Source organism: Grimontia sedimenti (genome assembly GCF_011045095.1).
Classification (GTDB): domain Bacteria; phylum Pseudomonadota; class Gammaproteobacteria; order Enterobacterales; family Vibrionaceae; genus Enterovibrio; species Enterovibrio sedimenti.
This window is the reverse complement of record NZ_JAALDL010000001.1, coordinates 511,786-529,603: the sequence shown is the minus strand read 5'-3', so window position 1 is coordinate 529,603 and position 17,818 is coordinate 511,786. Positions and strand designations below refer to the sequence as shown.

The 17,818-nt window shown below is 47.3% G+C and carries 19 protein-coding genes; 9 read left to right on the top strand and 10 right to left on the bottom strand.

The window, feature by feature from the left end:
- Positions 1–3: 3 nt before the first annotated feature.
- On the bottom strand, positions 4–531 hold the full coding sequence (locus G5S52_RS02430) for an NADPH-dependent FMN reductase (RefSeq protein ID WP_165011630.1): 528 nt from the start codon (positions 529–531) through the stop codon (positions 4–6).
- Positions 532–731: 200 nt separating this feature from the next.
- On the opposite strand from G5S52_RS02430, the gene G5S52_RS02425 reads away from it, so the two are divergent.
- On the top strand, positions 732–1,628 hold the full coding sequence (locus G5S52_RS02425) for a LysR family transcriptional regulator (protein WP_165011629.1): 897 nt from the start codon (positions 732–734) through the stop codon (positions 1,626–1,628).
- A 50-nt stretch (positions 1,629–1,678) separates the two neighbouring features.
- Here the strand turns inward: G5S52_RS02425 and G5S52_RS02420 are convergent, their stop codons facing one another.
- The 3 genes from G5S52_RS02420 to G5S52_RS24150 all read right to left on the bottom strand — a co-directional run bounded on the left by G5S52_RS02420 (position 1,679) and on the right by G5S52_RS24150 (position 4,221).
- A complete protein-coding gene (locus G5S52_RS02420) occupies positions 1,679–2,629 on the bottom strand; it encodes a TDT family transporter (RefSeq protein ID WP_165011628.1) in 951 nt (316 codons plus the stop codon).
- Positions 2,630–3,210: 581 nt separating this feature from the next.
- A complete protein-coding gene (locus G5S52_RS02415; protein ID WP_165011627.1) occupies positions 3,211–3,642 on the bottom strand; it encodes an RNA-binding S4 domain-containing protein in 432 nt (143 codons plus the stop codon).
- 456 nt (positions 3,643–4,098) lie between these two features.
- Positions 4,099–4,221, bottom strand: coding sequence for a hypothetical protein (locus G5S52_RS24150; RefSeq protein WP_268895496.1), 123 nt, complete (start codon positions 4,219–4,221; stop codon positions 4,099–4,101).
- Between the two features lie 211 nt (positions 4,222–4,432).
- Between G5S52_RS24150 and G5S52_RS02410 the strand changes: the two genes are divergently transcribed.
- From G5S52_RS02410 to G5S52_RS02385, 6 genes are all read left to right on the top strand, one after another.
- Positions 4,433–4,732 (top strand): DUF6916 family protein, encoded by a 300-nt coding sequence (locus G5S52_RS02410; RefSeq protein ID WP_002536037.1) that lies wholly within the window; start codon positions 4,433–4,435, stop codon positions 4,730–4,732.
- A gap of 123 nt (positions 4,733–4,855) precedes the next feature.
- Positions 4,856–5,626, top strand: a complete 771-nt coding sequence (gene modA, locus G5S52_RS02405) for a molybdate ABC transporter substrate-binding protein (RefSeq protein ID WP_165011626.1) — start codon at positions 4,856–4,858, stop codon at positions 5,624–5,626.
- On the top strand, positions 5,626–6,318 hold the full coding sequence (gene modB, locus G5S52_RS02400; protein WP_002536033.1) for a molybdate ABC transporter permease subunit: 693 nt from the start codon (positions 5,626–5,628) through the stop codon (positions 6,316–6,318). The genes modA and modB overlap by 1 nt, the downstream gene beginning before the upstream one ends.
- Positions 6,315–7,421, top strand: coding sequence for a molybdenum ABC transporter ATP-binding protein ModC (gene modC, locus G5S52_RS02395; protein WP_165011625.1), 1,107 nt, complete (start codon positions 6,315–6,317; stop codon positions 7,419–7,421). The genes modB and modC overlap by 4 nt, the downstream gene beginning before the upstream one ends.
- A 249-nt stretch (positions 7,422–7,670) precedes the next feature.
- Complete coding sequence (locus tag G5S52_RS02390; RefSeq protein ID WP_002536029.1) at positions 7,671–8,105, top strand: hypothetical protein; 435 nt, start codon at positions 7,671–7,673, stop codon at positions 8,103–8,105.
- Positions 8,106–8,375: 270 nt separating this feature from the next.
- Positions 8,376–9,911, top strand: coding sequence for a BCCT family transporter (locus G5S52_RS02385; protein WP_165011624.1), 1,536 nt, complete (start codon positions 8,376–8,378; stop codon positions 9,909–9,911).
- Between the two features lie 18 nt (positions 9,912–9,929).
- Here the strand turns inward: G5S52_RS02385 and G5S52_RS02380 are convergent, their stop codons facing one another.
- The 5 genes from G5S52_RS02380 to G5S52_RS02365 all read right to left on the bottom strand — a co-directional run bounded on the left by G5S52_RS02380 (position 9,930) and on the right by G5S52_RS02365 (position 14,260).
- Positions 9,930–10,538 carry a nucleotidyltransferase family protein gene (locus G5S52_RS02380; protein WP_046305360.1) on the bottom strand — a complete coding sequence of 203 codons (609 nt, stop codon included), beginning with the start codon at positions 10,536–10,538 and terminating at the stop codon, positions 9,930–9,932.
- 2 nt (positions 10,539–10,540) lie between these two features.
- Positions 10,541–10,978 carry an XdhC family protein gene (locus tag G5S52_RS23735; RefSeq protein ID WP_368737442.1) on the bottom strand — a complete coding sequence of 146 codons (438 nt, stop codon included), beginning with the start codon at positions 10,976–10,978 and terminating at the stop codon, positions 10,541–10,543.
- A gap of 62 nt (positions 10,979–11,040) precedes the next feature.
- Entirely contained in the window at positions 11,041–11,562 is a 522-nt protein-coding gene (locus tag G5S52_RS23730; RefSeq protein WP_235956052.1) for an XdhC family protein, read from the bottom strand.
- Between the two features lie 24 nt (positions 11,563–11,586).
- Positions 11,587–13,791, bottom strand: a complete 2,205-nt coding sequence (locus tag G5S52_RS02370) for a xanthine dehydrogenase family protein molybdopterin-binding subunit (RefSeq protein WP_165011623.1) — start codon at positions 13,789–13,791, stop codon at positions 11,587–11,589.
- A gap of 4 nt (positions 13,792–13,795) precedes the next feature.
- Positions 13,796–14,260, bottom strand: a complete 465-nt coding sequence (locus G5S52_RS02365; protein ID WP_165011622.1) for a (2Fe-2S)-binding protein — start codon at positions 14,258–14,260, stop codon at positions 13,796–13,798.
- Positions 14,261–14,486: 226 nt separating this feature from the next.
- Here G5S52_RS02365 and G5S52_RS02360 point away from each other — a divergent pair, with 226 nt between their 5' ends.
- Entirely contained in the window at positions 14,487–15,374 is an 888-nt protein-coding gene (locus G5S52_RS02360) for an AraC family transcriptional regulator (RefSeq protein WP_165011621.1), read from the top strand.
- A 64-nt stretch (positions 15,375–15,438) separates the two neighbouring features.
- On the opposite strand, the gene G5S52_RS02355 is transcribed toward G5S52_RS02360, so the two are convergent.
- Positions 15,439–15,990 carry a hypothetical protein gene (locus G5S52_RS02355; protein WP_165011620.1) on the bottom strand — a complete coding sequence of 184 codons (552 nt, stop codon included), beginning with the start codon at positions 15,988–15,990 and terminating at the stop codon, positions 15,439–15,441.
- 199 nt (positions 15,991–16,189) lie between these two features.
- On the opposite strand from G5S52_RS02355, the gene G5S52_RS02350 reads away from it, so the two are divergent.
- On the top strand, positions 16,190–17,659 hold the full coding sequence (locus tag G5S52_RS02350; RefSeq protein ID WP_165011619.1) for a cobyric acid synthase: 1,470 nt from the start codon (positions 16,190–16,192) through the stop codon (positions 17,657–17,659).
- The last annotated feature ends 159 nt before the right edge of the window (positions 17,660–17,818 follow it).

The window sequence follows — 17,818 nt, the reverse complement described above, 5'->3', positions numbered from 1 at the left end:
CGATTATGCTTTCAGGGCGCTAACGGTGGTTTTCAACGCTTCTAAAAGTTCAGGGTTACGCAGTTCCTGTTTCTCCATGTCGAAGTTATCGAAGAAGCTAGGAATAGACAGCGTGCCTTTCAAATCCACACCGAAGAATGGCGCGGTGTTCTTCGCGAAATCCAACACAAATGCCGCGCCGCGTGGACCAGGAGAAGTTGCTAGATACACTACAGGCTTATCCTGATACACCTTCATATCAATGCGCGATGCCCAGTCAAAAATGTTCTTATATGCGGAACTATAAGTAACATTGTGCTCAGCCAGAGACACGATAATCGCATCTGCTTCGCCAATCTTGTTGTAGAAAGCTTTTGCTTGTTCTGGAATACCTTCGTTCGTTTCACGATCTGAGCTGTAGATGGGCATTTCGAAATCATTCAGATCCAATGTTTCTACTTCAGCGCCTTCCAGAAAGCCCGCTGCGTAAAGTGCCAGTTGTTTATTGATAGATTGGGTGCTGCTTGATGCGGCAAATGCGAGAACTTTCATAGTGACCCCTTAATAAAACCTGATTGTTCGTTAACGCCTTACCCGTGATGGGAATTCCCGCTAACGAAGAGTTCGTTTTGATGGGTTAACTTTACGTCCTTTCCGTTCGTTGATTAATGGGGTGAACGGATAAGCATTGTTTCCATATGACACTTAATCAATTATGGTGGTAAAGATTAAAGCCAATTTGGAAACACGAAATGAACACACAACTTCTTGATGGCATGGTGGTGTTTAACGAAGTCGTTAAGTGCGGGAGTTTCACTAAAGCCGCAGACAAAACCGGGCATTCGACCTCTTACATCAGTAAGGAAATCAACAAGCTGGAAGAAAGGTTGGGTGTCCGGCTTTTACACCGTACCACGAGAACGCTTAATCTAACGGCAGAAGGCGAAATCTATCACGCCCAGTGCAGACAGATAGTTGAAGATGCAGAAACGCTAGAGAGTGCGATGCTAGGGCATCAAACCATTCCTAAAGGAAACCTTAAGATAAGTTGTCCGACCAATTTTGGTTTAAACACCTTGACGCCTCTTCTTGCGAAGTTTTCAGAGAAGTACCCAGATGTCACCTTTGATGTTGACCTCAATGACAGGAAAGTCGATTTGGTGGCTGAAGGAATTGATGTGGCTATTCGTGCCTCTCAGTTCATGAACGATTCCAGCCTGATTAGCCGCAAGATAAAGACTTTTCAAGGAGTCACTATCGCTTCACCAGGCTATTTAGCGAAGAACGGCACTCCGACCCATCCTCATGAGCTAAAAAACCACAAAGTACTCTGCTACAGCAACCTGACCAACTACGAAGTTTGGCGCTACATCGAACAAGATGGCAATGTGGTCGAGGTGGAGTTGGATAGTTTCGTCACAACCAACAGTTCGCAACTGGAAGTGGCACTATGTGTCGCGGGGCTTGGGATTACAAGAATGCCGCTGTTTAACCTGAACGGGGAATTAGAATCCGGTGAGTTGGTGGAGTTGTTTACTAATTACCAGCGAGTGAATGTAGAAATGAATTTGGTTTATCCAAGTCGAAAACACATGTCTTCTAAAGTGCGTAGCTTTATTGATTTCGTCCTCGAGGAGATTGGCGAATAGAACTAACCCTCCGCATTGGGAGGGGTAGTCGTTTTCATGAGGGACTTAATCTACTTACCAAAGCCATAGTGGCGTAAGTAACAGAAACTCACCCAACTCACCAGTAATGTTGCGACCGTCAGTTCGACGAGTCCCAAACGTTCTAACCAGGTCCAATGGGGAAAGTCCTTTCCGAGCCAAAGAATCAATCTTTCCATGGCGACGGCGCTGATAACGGAAGGAAACGTCAGTGCTGCGAGCGTGGGCTGGAAGGGCTCTTTGAGTAGGTCGATATAGCAGAGATAGACGAACAGGGTCATCATGATACCCACTCCCGCCAACGCGCCAGCCAAGACAGGATCAGGGGATGGCATGTTCACCAAATAAGCGGTGAGTGCGAGGTTCACCGGTGCCGCCATGATCGCCAGTACCGGACGTGAGTTCCTCGGCAAACTTTCCAAAAAGCAAAGTCGGTAAAGCACAAACGGCAGCATGGAGAAATACGCACCGATGCAGATGTGAGCGAGTAGGGCAGACTCGTTGTCAAATCCCAGCTTTGGGCCTGCTAATGTGCTGCTGATTAACCCGACTGGATATAGGAACCAACTTGGGTAGATGTTGCACTTCTCGAAGTTCTTCAACTGGTGAAAGAAGAAATAACACATCATGAAGATGTGCATCGCCATCGCGGGATACCAGACAACGGCTGCCACGCTGACATTCACTTCCGCCAGAAAATCTGCCATCAACAATAGCGACATAGTCATGGGCGCCATCAAGCTACCGTAAAGCGGGTCTCTGAGATCCTGGAAGAAACGCTTTGGCTCAAAGATATATTTGAGCCAAACAGGACCAATCAACAAAATGCCGATTGTCGAAAGAATGGGGCGGGTGAGATGCCCAGTTATTGGGTGGTAGAGAGACCATGCGACACCTAGCCCAAAAAATGCCATCGCAAGGGATGACTGGGCGGTAGGTATAAATCGAAATGGGGAGTGAAAAGCCGTCAATCTAACATCCATGCGCTTGTTACTGAGTGGGCATTATACGCCTGCTGATTTATGGTTGTGAGTGGGTTTGCGAAATTTCTTTATTAATTTCAAACAATAGGGGCAGAGAATTTCCGAGGATGTCGTTCAGGCCTTGTGTGGCAAGGGTTTAAAGCATAATTCCTGCCGAAAAATCACCCCAAAAGACTGATATTGTCGAAAGCGGAAACCTGATCACAATCACAGAAATGCAATCTAGCCCCTTCGTCAAGGTTACCTATACTCAAATTGCACCCAGAAATTTAGACGAATGAGGATGAGCTTTGAAGCTCGAGTTCGCCGGGCAAAAGAGTGCTGGCGACGAGTTTGGGTCGCACAACAATTTGGAATGTTACACCCGTGTAGAAATACACCAAAACTGAAAAAGTCCTTACATACCACATAGCCCATGAGATGCAAATGCACGAGGCACGGTAGCTCAACGTAGTGAGCAATGTGAGGCACGCTATATCTACGACAACACCACAGTATTCGATTTCAACCTTTAGAGTTAAGCAAAAAGCCACCGTGTAGGTGGCTTTTCTTCGTGTGGTGTTTCTTTGTAAAGTTGGGATTCAGAAAGAAATGCGTCTTCTGCCGTTTTCCGCGCGCTCTTCGTTTTGAGGCTTCGCTTTTCCTTTTGCTGGTTTTGTTGGTTTTGCCGTTTGCTTTTTAGCTGTTTGCTTGTGTGCTTTTGGCTTTTGAATTGCCTGTTGTGGTTGCTGCTGTTTAGGCTTTTTCTGCTTTGGTTCAATCGGTGCAGGTGGCGTGTCACAAAGCACCACGTAAAACTCTTCGTTAAAAGCAATCACGTCGCCATCATAGATTTTGCAACGTTTACGTGTTTCTACTTCGCCGTTCACAAAGACATAGCCTTCAGCGATCGCCATTTTGGCTTCACCACCACCGCTAACGGCGTTGGCGATCTTTAATACTTTATAAAGTTCTACTGGCTGGGAGGAGACTTCGATACCTAGCGCTTCTACTTCAATTTCTTCGTGCGACATGTTCGCTACTCATTTCTTTGTAATTTGCTCGCTGGGAGTTTAGCGTAAGATTCGATGCCTGTGCACTCTGAAACGTACGAATGACGTGGTATAGATAGAATTAATGATACTTTATTCAGGTGAGCTGCAGTGGCACAGAACTGTGACCTGTACGTCATGCACACGTTCGGAATCTCTTGAAACTTGAAAAGGGATGTAATAAAAATACTTTCGTTGTGACAAGTTCTGGAATTTTTTTCAATTTCCACTGTCATATCATTAGCTTCATCCTGCATCTATGAATGAATCTTTCATTCTTAAGAAGTGTGCTCCTTGAGGTAAACGAATAAGGGGAGACAGCCAATAAGCTGGCAAATGCGGATGAAGTGTATTTTAAACACTCAGGAATGTAATGCGTGCGCACCTTCGTTCAAGGAGGTCGGCTCATTTTAACCTGATAAAAAAAAGAGGTGTTCTCTATGAGTAATAAAGCAAGACGCCTGTGGTTTTACCATCAAAGTAAAACGCAAAAGACGCGTCCATCAAAACTGCGTTAATCGCAAAGATACCAGAAACGCCATGCGGCGTTTCTGGTTCCATAAACTCCCTCCAAATTTCTCTCTATCCCGATTACATCCTCGCTTTATTGATACTTGCAGAGAAAAAGTGGGGCAACTGTCAGAAAATTCTATTTAAAATCAGTATCCCAACCCGTTGCTGGCTACACTTTAACCATACCTGTTGATACACAAAAATAGCGATTCAATCAGGACGCAACACAATAACTAACATGGATGTCGGGAGAGAGAAAATGAATGTATTGTCTTGGGAGAATATCTCCAAGTTAGCCGGACATACTGTTCAACTGATCGATGGTGCAGAAAACGAATACGATGTGTTGGTTGAGGCCGTCAATGAAGGCGAAGGCAATGGCACGACGAAAAATGACCGTCTTGTTGAAAACTTCACCATGGTACTGGTTGGCCCTGATGAAACTGAATTTCCTCAAGGGAATTATCTGATTTCCCACCACTCAATGGGACAGCAAATTCTTTATATGATGCAAGCTGGTAACAATCGCTACACCATCACTATTAACACCGAGGCGTAAAGGCTTACGCCTCTTTTGTACGCTTACTCGCCAAGTAAGTTGTTGTCTCTCGTATTGAATTCCCGTCTTGATAGATTCGTTGTTATGATACTGCCTTTCTGTCTTCAATTTACCAGAGGCGGTATGCAACGCATTCTTCTCAGTTTTCTCTCGCTCACTCTGTTGTCTTCTCCGGTCTTCGCCCGCGAAGAGGTCTTGGTATTTGCGGCTTCTTCAATGACAACAGCGCTGAATGACATTGTTGATCAATACGAGCTTGAAACAGGAAAGAAGGTGGTTGTTTCTTATGCTTCTTCTTCAGCACTTGCAAGGCAGCTGACCTATGGTGCACCAGCAGATATCTATATTTCGGCGAATGAAAAGTGGATGGCTTATGCCGTTGAGCAAGGCGTGATTGAACCCACTGCGGTAACACCTTGGGTGGAAAACCAATTGGTTTTCGTGGCAGGACGTGATGGTAAAACCCTCGATGGCCTCAATCAGCAAGATCTTGTTGCTGCCATCGACAATAGTCGACTGGCAATGTCAGACCCTGGTCATGTGCCTGCGGGCATCTATGCCAAAGAATCGCTGGAAACACTGGGTCTTTGGAATAGCCTGAAAAATAAGCTGGCTCTTTCTAACAGTGTCAGAGCCACACTAGCGCTGGTTGAGCGAGGCGAGGCGCCGCTTGGTATTGTGTATTTTTCTGATGCTAATGCTTCTTCGCAGGTGAAAATTGCCGCTGAGATCCCTGCCAACGCGCACGCGCCTATCGTATTCCCTAAAGCGCTAACGAAAGAAGCAAACTCAGAGGCTGAGGCCTTCTTCCGATTTTTGAATTCAGATGCTGCGACGAAAATTGTCACCCACAATGGCTTTGTGGTGACGCCAAAACAGAGCAATGATCACTAATGTTACTTACACCTGTTGAATGGGAAGCGCTGACACTCAGCCTGAAAATATCGTTTGTCGCTGTGGCTGCAAGTTTGCCATTGGGCATCGCGATGGCTTGGTTATTGGCAAGAAAAGAGTTTGCAGGAAAATCTCTGTTAGATGGCTTTATCCACCTGCCTTTGGTGCTGCCACCTGTCGTGATTGGTTACTTGCTATTGGTTGTGATGGGACGTCGTGGCGCGGTGGGAAGTTGGTTGTATGACACCTTTGGCATTTCTTTTTCGTTCAGTTGGAAAGGCGCTGCATTAGCGTCTGCTGTGGTGGCATTTCCACTATTGGTGCGCGCTGTCAGGCTCTCCATTGAGCTGGTGGATAGCAAGCTTGAACAAGCTGCCCGCACCTTGGGGGCATCTCCCTGGCGTGTGTTTTTCACCATTACGTTGCCACTTATCGCACCGGGTATTCTCTCTGGTGTGGTGTTAGCTTTTGCCCGCAGTTTGGGGGAGTTTGGTGCGACGATTACCTTTGTGTCGAACATTCCCGGAGAAACCCAAACCATTCCTTTGGCGATGTTTGCGTTTCTTGAAACGCCCGGAGCAGAAGAGAGCGTGGCACGTCTTTGCATCCTTTCTATTGTGATTGCGTTACTGTCGCTGTTTGGCTCTGAATGGCTGAGCCGTCGAATGAAAAAGAAGATGGGGCTGTCATGATTACGCTGTCGCTAAACGTTGATCACAAGCCTTTTCGGCTTAGGGTGAATGAAACGATCCCCTCATCGGGTATTACCGCGGTTTTTGGTCGTTCCGGCGCGGGTAAAACGTCACTCATCAATGCCATCAGTGGTTTGGTCAAACCTGAATCCGGACAAATAGCGCTTGGGGATAAAGTGCTGTTCGATAGCGCAGCCAACATTGACCTCGCACCTGAGCGCAGACGTATCGGTTATGTGTTTCAAGAAGCGCGTCTGTTCCCTCACATGTCGGTCGAGAAGAACCTCAAATACGGTCAGCCAAAAGAAAACCGCGCTAAGTTTGAAGAAGTCACCGAGTTGTTGGGGATTGAACACTTACTGAAAAGGCATCCCGCCGTGCTATCTGGTGGTGAAAAACAACGCGTGGCGATTGGGCGCGCGCTTTTGTCTGAACCTGAACTCTTGATCATGGATGAGCCGACTGCTTCCCTGGACGGGCCGCGTCGGCAAGAATTGATTCAGTATTTGCTCCGATTGGCGGCTTCGTTAAATATTCCTGTGCTCTACGTTAGTCACAGTTTGGATGAAATCCTTCAGATTGCAGACAATATGCTGATCTTGAATGAAGGTCAGGTTGTTGCCAATGGACCGCTTCATGATGTATGGGGCTCTGCGCCAATGCGCCCTTGGCTTTCGGCGAAAGAACAGAGTGCTCTTGTCAGCGCGAAGTTGGTAGGGCATCACGCTACTTATGGGATGGCTCAATTGGACTTGGAAGGTGAGACCATTTGGGTCACTAAGGTTGACGATGCGGAAGGTGCCTTGCTTCGCCTTCGGATTTTTGCCAATGACATTTCTATTGTGAAATCCCGCCCTGTCGATACCAGTATCCGAAATGTACTGCCCGCTATCGTCGAAGACGTGTGTGTGTCCGAGTGCGAAGAGAATGCCTCGGGATATTGTCAGGTCGCGTTACGAATTGGTAACCAAAGATTACTGGCAAATATAACCCAATGGGCAGTCGATGATCTTCATCTATCACAAGGCGATACAGTCTATGCGCAGCTTAAGGGCGTGAGCGTAACCAAAGGCGATTTGGCATACCAGCACAAGAATTTTTAATAATTTCTATGCCGTTTCTATCGCAAATTGAAGTAGAATTCCTCAGTGTTTGCCGTATACCGTGTGACATTCGTTAACTGTATTTTTTGCTGTTAAACGATAAGGTGTGCGAATGAAACGCGCTGGGAGGGCGACTTGTATCATGCGTCGCAAAAATACCTCCTAAAAACAAGCAACAGCATAATTTTCATGAGCAGATTAGATACTCTCGTTGAGTAGATGGCTCGTGATGAGTAGTAGGAGAGATAAATGTTTGCATGGCTAACCGGCCTGTTTAAGAAAGAAAAGCTCAAGTCTACGGATTGGGTTAAGAAGCTCATGCAAGCCAATCGTTCTGGTAGCTACGGAAAATATAGCGAGTACTATGACAAGCATGTCACCCGTATCCATCAGTCTTATCACAAAGACTTTCAGCGATTCGAACGCTTTGCTATTCAAAGCTACAAGAAGGACGACCAGCGTGCGTTTATTGCGATTAAGACCGCGATGTATGCGCACAAGCTTAACCAGATCAAAGTTGCGGCGTGTCTGACGGCATCTGTCATCAATTACAACAAGATGCTGCTGGAAGGAAAGAAAGTGCAGATTCATCCTAGGTTGGTCCGCGCAGCCACCTCGCTTCACAAACAAATTATTGAAGCTCACGCGAGCTCGAAGAAGAAAAAGACCAAAGAAAAAGCCTGAGGAATCAGGCTTTTTATGTATGCTCCCAAATGCCCACCATATCGGCTCATCATAAATCGTTAGAGAGCGAGGTGTTTATCTTCCTTTTTGACTTAGGTGATAAACGCTACGAGTTCATTAATCCACATAAATACAATGAGTTAAAATATATATGGGTTTATTGTTCTGGAATCCCAATGTAATGGAAAGCTTAGTGATCAAATAAAAGTGATAGATATCACATAATGGTTTTGCTAAGGTGTCGCCCCTCACACACAATGTGAGAGCACAATGACTTTTACTTCTCTTTTTAAGGCCGAGAAGCTGGTGTCGACACTGACCATTAGCTTTTTCGCGCTGTTCCTCTTTGCGGCCATCTATGACATGTCGCTCTTCTCTCAGACCATCAACCAAATATTCTGGTTAGCGGCAAATGAATTCGGCGTTTTCTGGCAATGGCTGATGGTAGCAAACCTCGCTCTGGCTTTGCTTATTGCTGTTTCTCCATTTGGTAAGTTGAAGCTTGGCGATAAACAAAAACCGGATATCAGCGCGTTTCGCTGGATCTCGATGATCATGTGTACCCTACTGGCTGGTGGGGGCGTATTTTGGTCAGCCGCTGAGCCGGTGTATCACTTCCTTTCGCCTTCTCCCTCCTATTCTGGCATTGAACAGCACACCGAAGCCGCAGCAACTGCAGCCCTGAGTCAGAGCTTTCTTCATTGGGGATTTCTCGCTTGGGCGGTTTTAGGCACGCTTGCAACAATTGTTTTGATGCATGCCCATTATGAAAAGGGACTGAAACTAAGGCCCCGCGCATTGCTATATCCCCTGTTTGGCGAACGTTTCGAAAAGCATTGGTTTGGTGCTGTCGTAGATGCTTGTTCTATTGTCGGTGTGGCAGCAGGGACCATTGGTCCCATCGGTTTTTTGGCGAGCCAATTGGGTTTCAGTATTGAAGCTTTATTTGGCATCGAAAACACCATGAGCACACAAGTGATGATTCTTATGGCGGTTGTAGCCATTTACTCGCTGTCTGCCTTTACGGGAATGGATAAGGGACTTCAGTGGCTTTCTAAACTCAATGTGCTTGGCGCGTTGGCTTTGCTTCTGTTTGTATTGGCATTGGGGCCGACGTCTTTCATCTTCGGTTCGTTTGTCACCGCATTTGGTAGTTATTTAGAGCATTTTTCTTCCATGAGTCTGGATACTGAAAAAGTAGCTTGGATGACCAATTGGACGTGGTTTTTTTGGGGATGGTTCATTGGCTTCGCGCCCATGATGGCGATTTTCATTGCGAAGATCTCTCGTGGCAGGAGTATTCGCATGTTGATCCTGGCGGTCGCTGTTGGGTCTCCAATCGTGACTAACTTCTGGTTTACTGCACTGGGTGGGACGGGCATCTTTTTTGAGCTGACCAATCCGGGCGCGATATCCGGCCCAATGGAAGGCGCGGGTTTACCCGGTGTGTTGATTGCGACGCTTCAGCAACTCCCACTGCAATTTATATTGGTGCCTGCATTCCTGATTCTCACCACGACCTTTGTGGCGACAACGGGCGATTCTATGGCGTATTCCATTGCTGTCGTCACGTCCGAAGATGCGGCACCATCAAAGTATCAGCGACTGTTTTGGGCGGTGATGCTGGGTGTGGTTGCAGCCGTATTGCTAACAGCTGGAAACGGTGGCTTGGCGGCATTGCAGTCATTTATCGTGATTACAGCTGTGCCAGTTTCGTTGTTGATAGCCACGACACTGATTTCTGCGCCAGTGGCGTTGAAGGGTATGTCAGCGGCTAAAATCTTGCGTCAGGAAGGGAGCGCTTAATACTCTCATATGGCGTCGTTACCACAGCGACGCCATGTGATTCAGGTAATGAATGTAGTTATCTAGGTCTTCCTGAGTGTCGATATCTATGTTGCATTGATCAATAGCAACCACATTCACCACATGCTTGCCATTGTTTAGAAGATGTTTTGCGCCCGCATCGCCTTTCAATGTTTTAAGCTCTTCAAACATGGTTTTCGATGCAATTGCAGGCACACCCACTGTATCGTGATACTGGCAACAAACTGCGTCGTTAATGTGTTCGATAAAGACTTTCCAAAGCAGTTCGACGTTGTCACTGCTTACTGCAGGTTGATCGGCAAGCATAAATAAAATGGCATCATAGTCGTTCTCAAGCTTCTCGGTCACAGAAGATATCACGCTGCCAATCCCTTCTTTCCAGCAGTCGATATATAAGATTTCTGCTGGCCAATCGTTGTCTTTGCAGGCAGCTTCAAGTTCCTTATGCCAAAACCCTGTTGTGATGAATATGTCTTGAGTGACTGGAACCGCTGCGTTGATAGGGAAGCTGATGAGCGGAGAGCCATTGATTTCAGCCAGCGCTTTACATTCGCGAAAACGTGAAGCGCGGCCAGCAGCGAGGATCACTGCGGCAAGTTTTATCATTCTTATAATATTCCACTGAAAGATTTGGCGTTTGAATCGTTAAGAGCCGCCATACATTCTGACAGAATAGAAAGTCCAATCCCTTCTGGCAATGCTGCACCCAGTTGCAACCCTGCTGGTCCTGCAAGTTTGCACGGTAATTGTGATTCCTGTAACTCTGCGGTTTGCAGAACGTCTTCTTTTCTATGCGTTGGGCCAAGTAGGGCAAGATAACGTAGACGCGTATCCGTGAGCGATTTCAACACGGAGGCGTCGAGAGAAACACTGTGCGTCATCACTACTGCAGCATCGACATGCTTTTCGTTGCAGAAATACCCCAAGGTCTCTGCTTCTTCTCGCAGGATGTGATGCGCGGTTCGAAAGTAATCGCGTCTTGCATTTGCAGGACGGGGGTCCCAAAGCGTGACGCGCCAACCTAATTGATGAGCAAGGGAGACTATCGGCTTGGCATCAAACCCTCCACCACAAACAAGAAGGTGAGTAGGGGGTTGAATGAAGGTTTTCAGCCAGCGCTGATCACCTTCATCAAGTCGTTCACCAATGGTGTTTTATCAGCCTCTAGCTGGTGAATCTTCTCTGAGGGGATATAGTTCGCTTCAATTTCAGCGCCGTTCGTGACGATACGCTGATAGTAGAAGCCGGATCTTCTTTGTTCCAACTGAGCGCGAATAACATCGAGGCTTAAATAGCCGTTACCCGCGTGGATTGGCTGCAGCATGATATGAACGGTGCCGCCACAGCCAATACCAAGTTGGAAAGACAAATCGTCTTCATCCTGGCTGTCATAAGTTAACGTGCAGGCTTCACCTGTCATCATCACCTTTTTGGCATGACGTTGGATGTCTGATTCCAGACATCCTCCGCTAAGCATACCGAGTTGTTGACCCAAACTACTGAAAAGCATCATTGCACCGGCTTTTCGGTAACAAGGTCCTTCCGTTTCATAAACCGTGCCGAGTACCCACTCGGCATTGTCTCTCTCCGGATACCACTCGTTCAGCAAGTAATGTAGGTGGTTTGCCATTATCCTTCCTTGATGACGTTGAGATTAAGACAGCTTCATTGGCAGATCGTGTAATCGCTGGCCTGTTGCAACAAACACGGCGTTTGCGACAGCGGGGGCGATAGGTGGTGTGCCAGGTTCACCAACACCGGTTGGTGCTTCGGCTGACGGTACTATGTGTACCTCAATCTCTGGCATCTGCATTTCCCTTAGCACCAGATAGTCATGGAAATTTGACTGCACCGTGGCGCCATCTTGTAGTGTTATTTCGCTGACAAGCGCAGGTGACAGACCAAAGCCAATACCGCCTTGCATCTGGGTTTTGATGATGTCCGGGTTGATGGCAACGCCGCAATCAACGGCACAAACGACCTTGTCGACAGTGATTTGGCCATTTTCGACGGTGACGTCGACAACCTGAGCAACAAAGGTGCGGAACGACTCATGAACGGCAACGCCGCGGCCTTTACCTTTCGGTAGTGGTTTGCCCCAGTCTGACTTTTCAACGGCCAGATTCAGAACACCAAGATGTCGAGGATGGTTTTTGAGCAAAGCTCGGCGCAGTTCGACCGGATCTTTCCCTGCTTTGTATGCCAGTTCATCAAAGAAGGTTTCGGTTGAAAATGCGGTGTGCGTATGTCCCACTGAGCGCCACCACAAAACAGGAACAGGTTGCTGAACGGTATGCAGCTCAACGGCTAAGTTGGGAATAGCATAAGGCAGGGTAGAGGCACCTTCGACCGAAGATGAGTCGACACCATCTTTCACCATGAAGTCCTCAAATGCGGTACCTGCGGCGATAGATTGTCCAACAATACGTTGTTCCCATGCCGTGATGTTGCCTTCATTGTCGACGGCACCACGAATTTTGTGAATATACATTGGGCGGTAATAACCTGCGCGCATGTCATCTTCACGCGTCCACACTAATTTGACGGGCACACCAGGCTGCGTTTTGGCAATCATTGTCGCTTCAACAACGTAGTCTGCCTGAGGGTTAGCTCGACGTCCGAAACTGCCCCCTGCAAACAAGGTGTTGATGGTGACGTTCTCTGGCTTGATACCGAGGACGGTGGCAACAGCAAACTGATCAATCGTTTGAATCTGCGCGCCGTACCAAAGCTCAGCTTTGCCATCGCCAACCAAAACCACACAGTTCATGGGTTCCATCGGTGAATGGGAAAGGTAGGGGAAATAGTAAGTGGCTTCGACAACATTTTCGGCGTTTTCGAGAACTTTACCTGCTTCGCCATCGTTGCGGGCAGGAAGACCGGGCGTTTGAGCGAGTACCGTGTATTCTGTTTTCAGCTGCTCAGTGTTCTTTGTGAACGCAGAGCGATCCCACTCTATCGATAATTTGTCGCGTCCCGTTTTGGCGCTCCAGAAGTCTTTTGCAATCACCGCAATACCTGTCGGGATTTGGACAACATCGACAACTCCGGGAGACTGTTTCGCAGCAGTGGCATCAAACGAAACGACTTTGGCACCAAATGCTGGTGGATGAGCCACTAACGCGGTTAGCATGCCGTCCAGTTGTACGTCCTGTGTGAAGGTCGCAGTGCCGTTGCTTTTTCCTGTATCTTTTCGGGCAGTTCCCGTTTTACCGATGATGGTGAATTGGTCCGGCGTTTTTAGTACTACTTGATCATCAGAAGGCACTGATTGGAGTGCTGCGAGCTCAGCCATCTCACCATAAGTGGCTGATTTTCCCGTACCAGAATGGGAGAGGGTGCTGCTGCTCGCCATGATTTCTGCTGCAGGGACTTCCCACACTTTGGCGGCAGCGTTCACCAGCATTGCTTTGGCTTTTGCACCCGCCATGCGGAGCTGCATGAAGGAGTTTGCGATAGCGGTACTGCCGCCTGTGCCTTGCACTGGGCCAAACAGAAGGTTGTTATATTCGTTGGCGTTTGCAGGAGCAGCCTCTGTGGTGACTTTACTCCAATCTGCATCGAGTTCGTCAGCGGCAATGGTTGCCAAGCCTGTCGTTACGCCTTGGCCCATGTCCAAGTGTTTAATCATGATAGTGACTGTGTCATCTGAACCGACGCGCACAAAAGCGTTGGGTTCAAAAGGCTTACCCACTGTTTCACTGGCACCGGCTGCAACAGAAGGGAGGTGAACACCCAAGGTTAAGCCTGCACCGGCTGTTGACATGAGTTTGATGAAGTTCCGGCGGCTGGTTCCCGCCTGTTTAGTATTTTTGAGGAAAGCCTCTTCAGGCACATAACCGTTCAGAAAATCGCGCATGGTTCTATCCCTGTCTCAGTTCAGTGGCTGCTTGCTTGATCGCTTCACGAATACGGACATAGGTTGCGCAGCGGCAGATATTTCCGTTCATGGCCGCATCAATGTCTGCGTCGGTAGGGGATGGATTGCTGGCTAGCAGTGCGCTGGCAGCCATGATTTGGCCTGACTGGCAGTACCCACATTGCGGCACTTGAATCTCTTCCCAAGCGGTTTGAATGGCTTTGGAAGCCTTTGAATCAATACCTTCAATGGTGGTGATTTTCTGCCCTGCAACGGCAGAGACTGGGGTGACACAAGAGCGAATGGGTTGACCACCCATATGAACAGTACACGCGCCACATTGTGCGAGGCCGCATCCGAATTTAGTGCCTGTTAAGTTGAGGTTGTCACGAATGGCCCAGAGTAATGGGGTGTCCGCAGGTACATCGAGCTCAAGATCCTGTCCGTTAATATTCACGGATACGCTCATGGTAGTCTCCTTTCGTACATAGAACGGCAGCGTATTTGGCTTTAACACACGTAACTGTGGGCATTAGCCTTTATTTACTATGTATTCAATTTAAGGCTAATGTTATCGAGATGTTCCAGAACTCTTGCCTATTACTCCGGAATTTATAAGGAGTATCATTCTAACTGCGTATTTAGTGTCATAATTCTACGGCCATGTAGACAATGCTTAGCAAAAGGTTAATGAAATGGAGTTTGCCTCATCGCTTGCAAAGCAAGTGTTTGAAAAAGTAAAGGGTGAGTGTGGTCAACCGTCTGAAATAGAGGGTTTAAAGCTGTATGCGAGTTTGGAGAAGGTTGATCTGATGCCGATAGTGCTCCAGCCTTCAATTTGTTTTGTGTTGCAAGCAGAAAAGCACGTCTCCACCGGAAAGCAAACCTTTGTCTACAGTGAAGATACCTACCTAATCAACTCTGTTACGCGGCCCGTAGAAGCAAGCCTTTTAGATGTTAGCCAAGAGAGGCCTTATGTGGGTTTCAGTCTGGCGATAGACCAGCAAATGGTCGGCCAATTGATGATGGAAATGTCGCCTTGGCAGCAGGAAACCTCTTCGCTACCGCAGCGCGACTTTACTCAGTCAACCAAAATGACTCCGGCCATTGAAAACGTGGTGGCTCGATTGTTGGGTTTGCTGGATAGCCCAATGGATCGCGACATTTTAGCGCCTTCAATATTTAGAGAGCTTTACTACGAAGTGTTGAAAGGGCCAGGTGGTGGATTGCTACGAAATTGCGTGAGTAACCATGCGGGCGCCAACCGTATTGCGCCGGTTGTTCATTACATTGAGCAGAACTTTGAAAGAAACTTGGCGATTGAGGAGATTGCGAGCGTAGCGGGAATGAGCGCTTCGACGCTTCATGAGCATTTTAAGCAGGTTACGACAGTTTCGCCGATGCAGTATGTGAAATCACTTAGGCTGCATAAAGCCAGATCACTGCTTTCTTCAGGGTATCAAGTAGCGGAGGTTTGTTATGAGGTAGGATACAGCAGTCCGTCTCAATTCAGCCGCGAGTTTAAGCGCTATTTTGGTTTTACACCTAGTGAAGCACGTTCTTTGGCTACAACCATTGAATAGTAGCCATCTAACTCCAAACAAAAAGCGGGCTCTAAGCCCGCTTTGAATTGATTTGATATTTGGGTCAGAAGTTGAACAATACGTCGAAGTAAAACTGTTCTTTATACAAGCCGTTTGCTCGGTAGGTTGCGCCCAAAGATAAGATGTCGGTTGAATGAAAACGTCCCCCCAACTCTACTACTGATCGGGTATCATCCGAGTCAAAAGCAATTTGTCCAACCAAGAGATTTGCTTCTATTTGGGGGAGAATCCAAGCCTTAACGCCGACATTCACACCGTACGCCAATTCTCCCCAATCGTGCTTGTCATCTTCGGGGAATTTAACGGAATAAATGCGTGCGTCACCGTGTATATCTACAAAGCCGTTAACTGGAGCGTGAAAACCGGCCCCACCAGACACTAACCAATCACCTTCAAACTGGCTACTTGCATTGACAATGAAATGCGCACCATCCATGAAGGCAAGCCTACCTGTGCCAGCGAGTCCCGAAGGGTTTGATGTAAAACCGACTTCTAAATTGGTGTAATTAAAATTGGTCGCCATTGCGGCTGATGAAGTCAGGCTCATTGCAGTCACAATTGCTTTGATAGCAAATGATTTTTTTAAATTTTCCACAGCATTCCTTGCAGCTAAGGTTTGTTGCAACATGTCATTGAGTGTATGGCTACCTGTGCGAAAACTTTAGTAGCGATGCAAATAACTTTGACCGCGATTACAAAGAATTTGCGGCTAAACAATGGCGCTAGCATTTTTTTGCAATGACTATGATATCGTTGCTGCTCAAGTCAAAGTTTCATATCTTTCGGATTCCTTCATGTTACCTACTTCAAAAGCCCTTATGGTTCAGGGCACAACGTCTGATGCTGGGAAAAGTGTCATTGTCGCGGGCCTATGCCGCGTGCTTGCTCGTCGAGGCGTGAAAGTGGCCCCGTTCAAGCCACAGAATATGGCGCTTAACAGTGCTGTGACTCAGGATGGTGGTGAGATTGGCCGTGCGCAAGCTTTTCAGGCGCTTGCTTGTGGTATTGAGCCAACGGTACATATGAACCCTATTTTGTTGAAGCCAAGTACTGATTGCGCCGCACAGGTTATCGTTCAGGGAAAGGCCGTTGATGCCATGGATACCATTGGCTTCCAATCTTACAAAGCATTTGCGATGACGCCGGTGTTGGACTCTTTTTCCAAGCTCAGCTCAGAATATGAGTGTGTGTTGATCGAAGGCGCGGGCAGCCCAGCCGAGGTTAATCTGCGTGAAAACGACATCGCGAACATGGGTTTTGCAGAGGAGGCAGATGTTCCGGTAATTATCGTGGCTGATATCGACCGCGGTGGTGTGTTTGCTCATCTTGTAGGCACTCTGGATTGTTTGTCTCAATCGGAACGTGATCGTGTAGTTGGTTTTGTTATCAATCGTTTTCGAGGTGATGTGAGTCTTTTAGAGCCGGGACTTGAATGGCTTGAGGAGAAAACAGGTAAGCCCGTACTTGGCGTCGTCCCTTATCTTCAAGGGCTGATGCTTGATGCGGAGGACGCAATAGACACTAAACAGGACGAACTCGACTCCAGCGGTAGCATTCTCAACGTTGCGGTGCCCGTCCTTCTACGTATTAGCAATCACACTGACTTCGATGCACTGCGAGCTCATCCACAGGTTAACTTGCAATATGTGGCGCCAGGAAAACCTATTCCTTCGTGTGATTTGATTGTCGTGCCGGGCAGTAAAAGTGTGATTTCAGACTTAACCAGCCTGAGAGAGTTTGGTTGGGATAAACAAATTCAAAAACACCTGAGATATGGCGGCAAAGTCGTGGGTATTTGTGGTGGTTATCAGATGCTAGGAAAGCACATTTCAGACCCATTGGGGCTCGAAGATTACCAGTTGGAAACAGAAGGACTGGGTTACCTTGATGCAACGACTGTGATTGAAAAAGAAAAAGTGCTTACCCAAAAATCGGGACATCTTCACCTCAATGGAAAGGTGAGTCCAATCACGGGCTATGAGATCCATATGGGTGTGACCACATCAAAAGGTGTGAGCCCTGTCTTCTGTGAAGAGGGTGATGATGGTCTGATCAACTCAGATAACAATATCTTCGGGACATACTGGCATGGGCTGTTCGATCAACCAGAAGCACTCAAACTTATTCTTGAATGGGCTGGGCTGGATGACACTAAAGGTATTGATTTAGTGAAAGAAAAACAACGCAGTCTAGACGTGCTGGCAGACACGCTTGAAAAGTATCTGGATTTGGAACTCCTGTTCCCAAACACAGTTGAAAAATAATTGCTAGCATACAAATATCAATAGTCAATGTTTAAGTGGCATAAAAATATTATAAAAAGCGTAAAATTAGGTTTGCACTCTTATTGGATTGGCGATAAGTTAACTACAAATAACTAGGGAATACGCACTCCATTAAAGTTGGTGGGTGTGAAGAGTGTA

What these genes read in the sequence shown, in the direction of transcription:
- G5S52_RS02430 (WP_165011630.1), bottom strand. Translation starts at nt 531, where the DNA reads ATGAAAGTTCTCGCATTTGCCGCATCAAGCAGCACCCAATCTATCAAT.
- G5S52_RS02425 (WP_165011629.1), top strand. Translation starts at nt 732, where the DNA reads ATGAACACACAACTTCTTGATGGCATGGTGGTGTTTAACGAAGTCGTT.
- G5S52_RS02420 (WP_165011628.1), bottom strand. Translation starts at nt 2,629, where the DNA reads ATGGATGTTAGATTGACGGCTTTTCACTCCCCATTTCGATTTATACCT.
- G5S52_RS02415 (WP_165011627.1), bottom strand. Translation starts at nt 3,642, where the DNA reads ATGTCGCACGAAGAAATTGAAGTAGAAGCGCTAGGTATCGAAGTCTCC.
- G5S52_RS24150 (WP_268895496.1), bottom strand. Translation starts at nt 4,221, where the DNA reads ATGGAACCAGAAACGCCGCATGGCGTTTCTGGTATCTTTGCGATTAAC.
- G5S52_RS02410 (WP_002536037.1), top strand. Translation starts at nt 4,433, where the DNA reads ATGAATGTATTGTCTTGGGAGAATATCTCCAAGTTAGCCGGACATACT.
- modA (WP_165011626.1), top strand. Translation starts at nt 4,856, where the DNA reads ATGCAACGCATTCTTCTCAGTTTTCTCTCGCTCACTCTGTTGTCTTCT.
- modB (WP_002536033.1), top strand. Translation starts at nt 5,626, where the DNA reads ATGTTACTTACACCTGTTGAATGGGAAGCGCTGACACTCAGCCTGAAA.
- modC (WP_165011625.1), top strand. Translation starts at nt 6,315, where the DNA reads ATGATTACGCTGTCGCTAAACGTTGATCACAAGCCTTTTCGGCTTAGG.
- G5S52_RS02390 (WP_002536029.1), top strand. Translation starts at nt 7,671, where the DNA reads ATGTTTGCATGGCTAACCGGCCTGTTTAAGAAAGAAAAGCTCAAGTCT.
- G5S52_RS02385 (WP_165011624.1), top strand. Translation starts at nt 8,376, where the DNA reads ATGACTTTTACTTCTCTTTTTAAGGCCGAGAAGCTGGTGTCGACACTG.
- G5S52_RS02380 (WP_046305360.1), bottom strand. Translation starts at nt 10,538, where the DNA reads ATGATAAAACTTGCCGCAGTGATCCTCGCTGCTGGCCGCGCTTCACGT.
- G5S52_RS23730 (WP_235956052.1), bottom strand. Translation starts at nt 11,562, where the DNA reads ATGGCAAACCACCTACATTACTTGCTGAACGAGTGGTATCCGGAGAGA.
- G5S52_RS02370 (WP_165011623.1), bottom strand. Translation starts at nt 13,791, where the DNA reads ATGCGCGATTTTCTGAACGGTTATGTGCCTGAAGAGGCTTTCCTCAAA.
- G5S52_RS02365 (WP_165011622.1), bottom strand. Translation starts at nt 14,260, where the DNA reads ATGAGCGTATCCGTGAATATTAACGGACAGGATCTTGAGCTCGATGTA.
- G5S52_RS02360 (WP_165011621.1), top strand. Translation starts at nt 14,487, where the DNA reads ATGGAGTTTGCCTCATCGCTTGCAAAGCAAGTGTTTGAAAAAGTAAAG.
- G5S52_RS02350 (WP_165011619.1), top strand. Translation starts at nt 16,190, where the DNA reads ATGTTACCTACTTCAAAAGCCCTTATGGTTCAGGGCACAACGTCTGAT.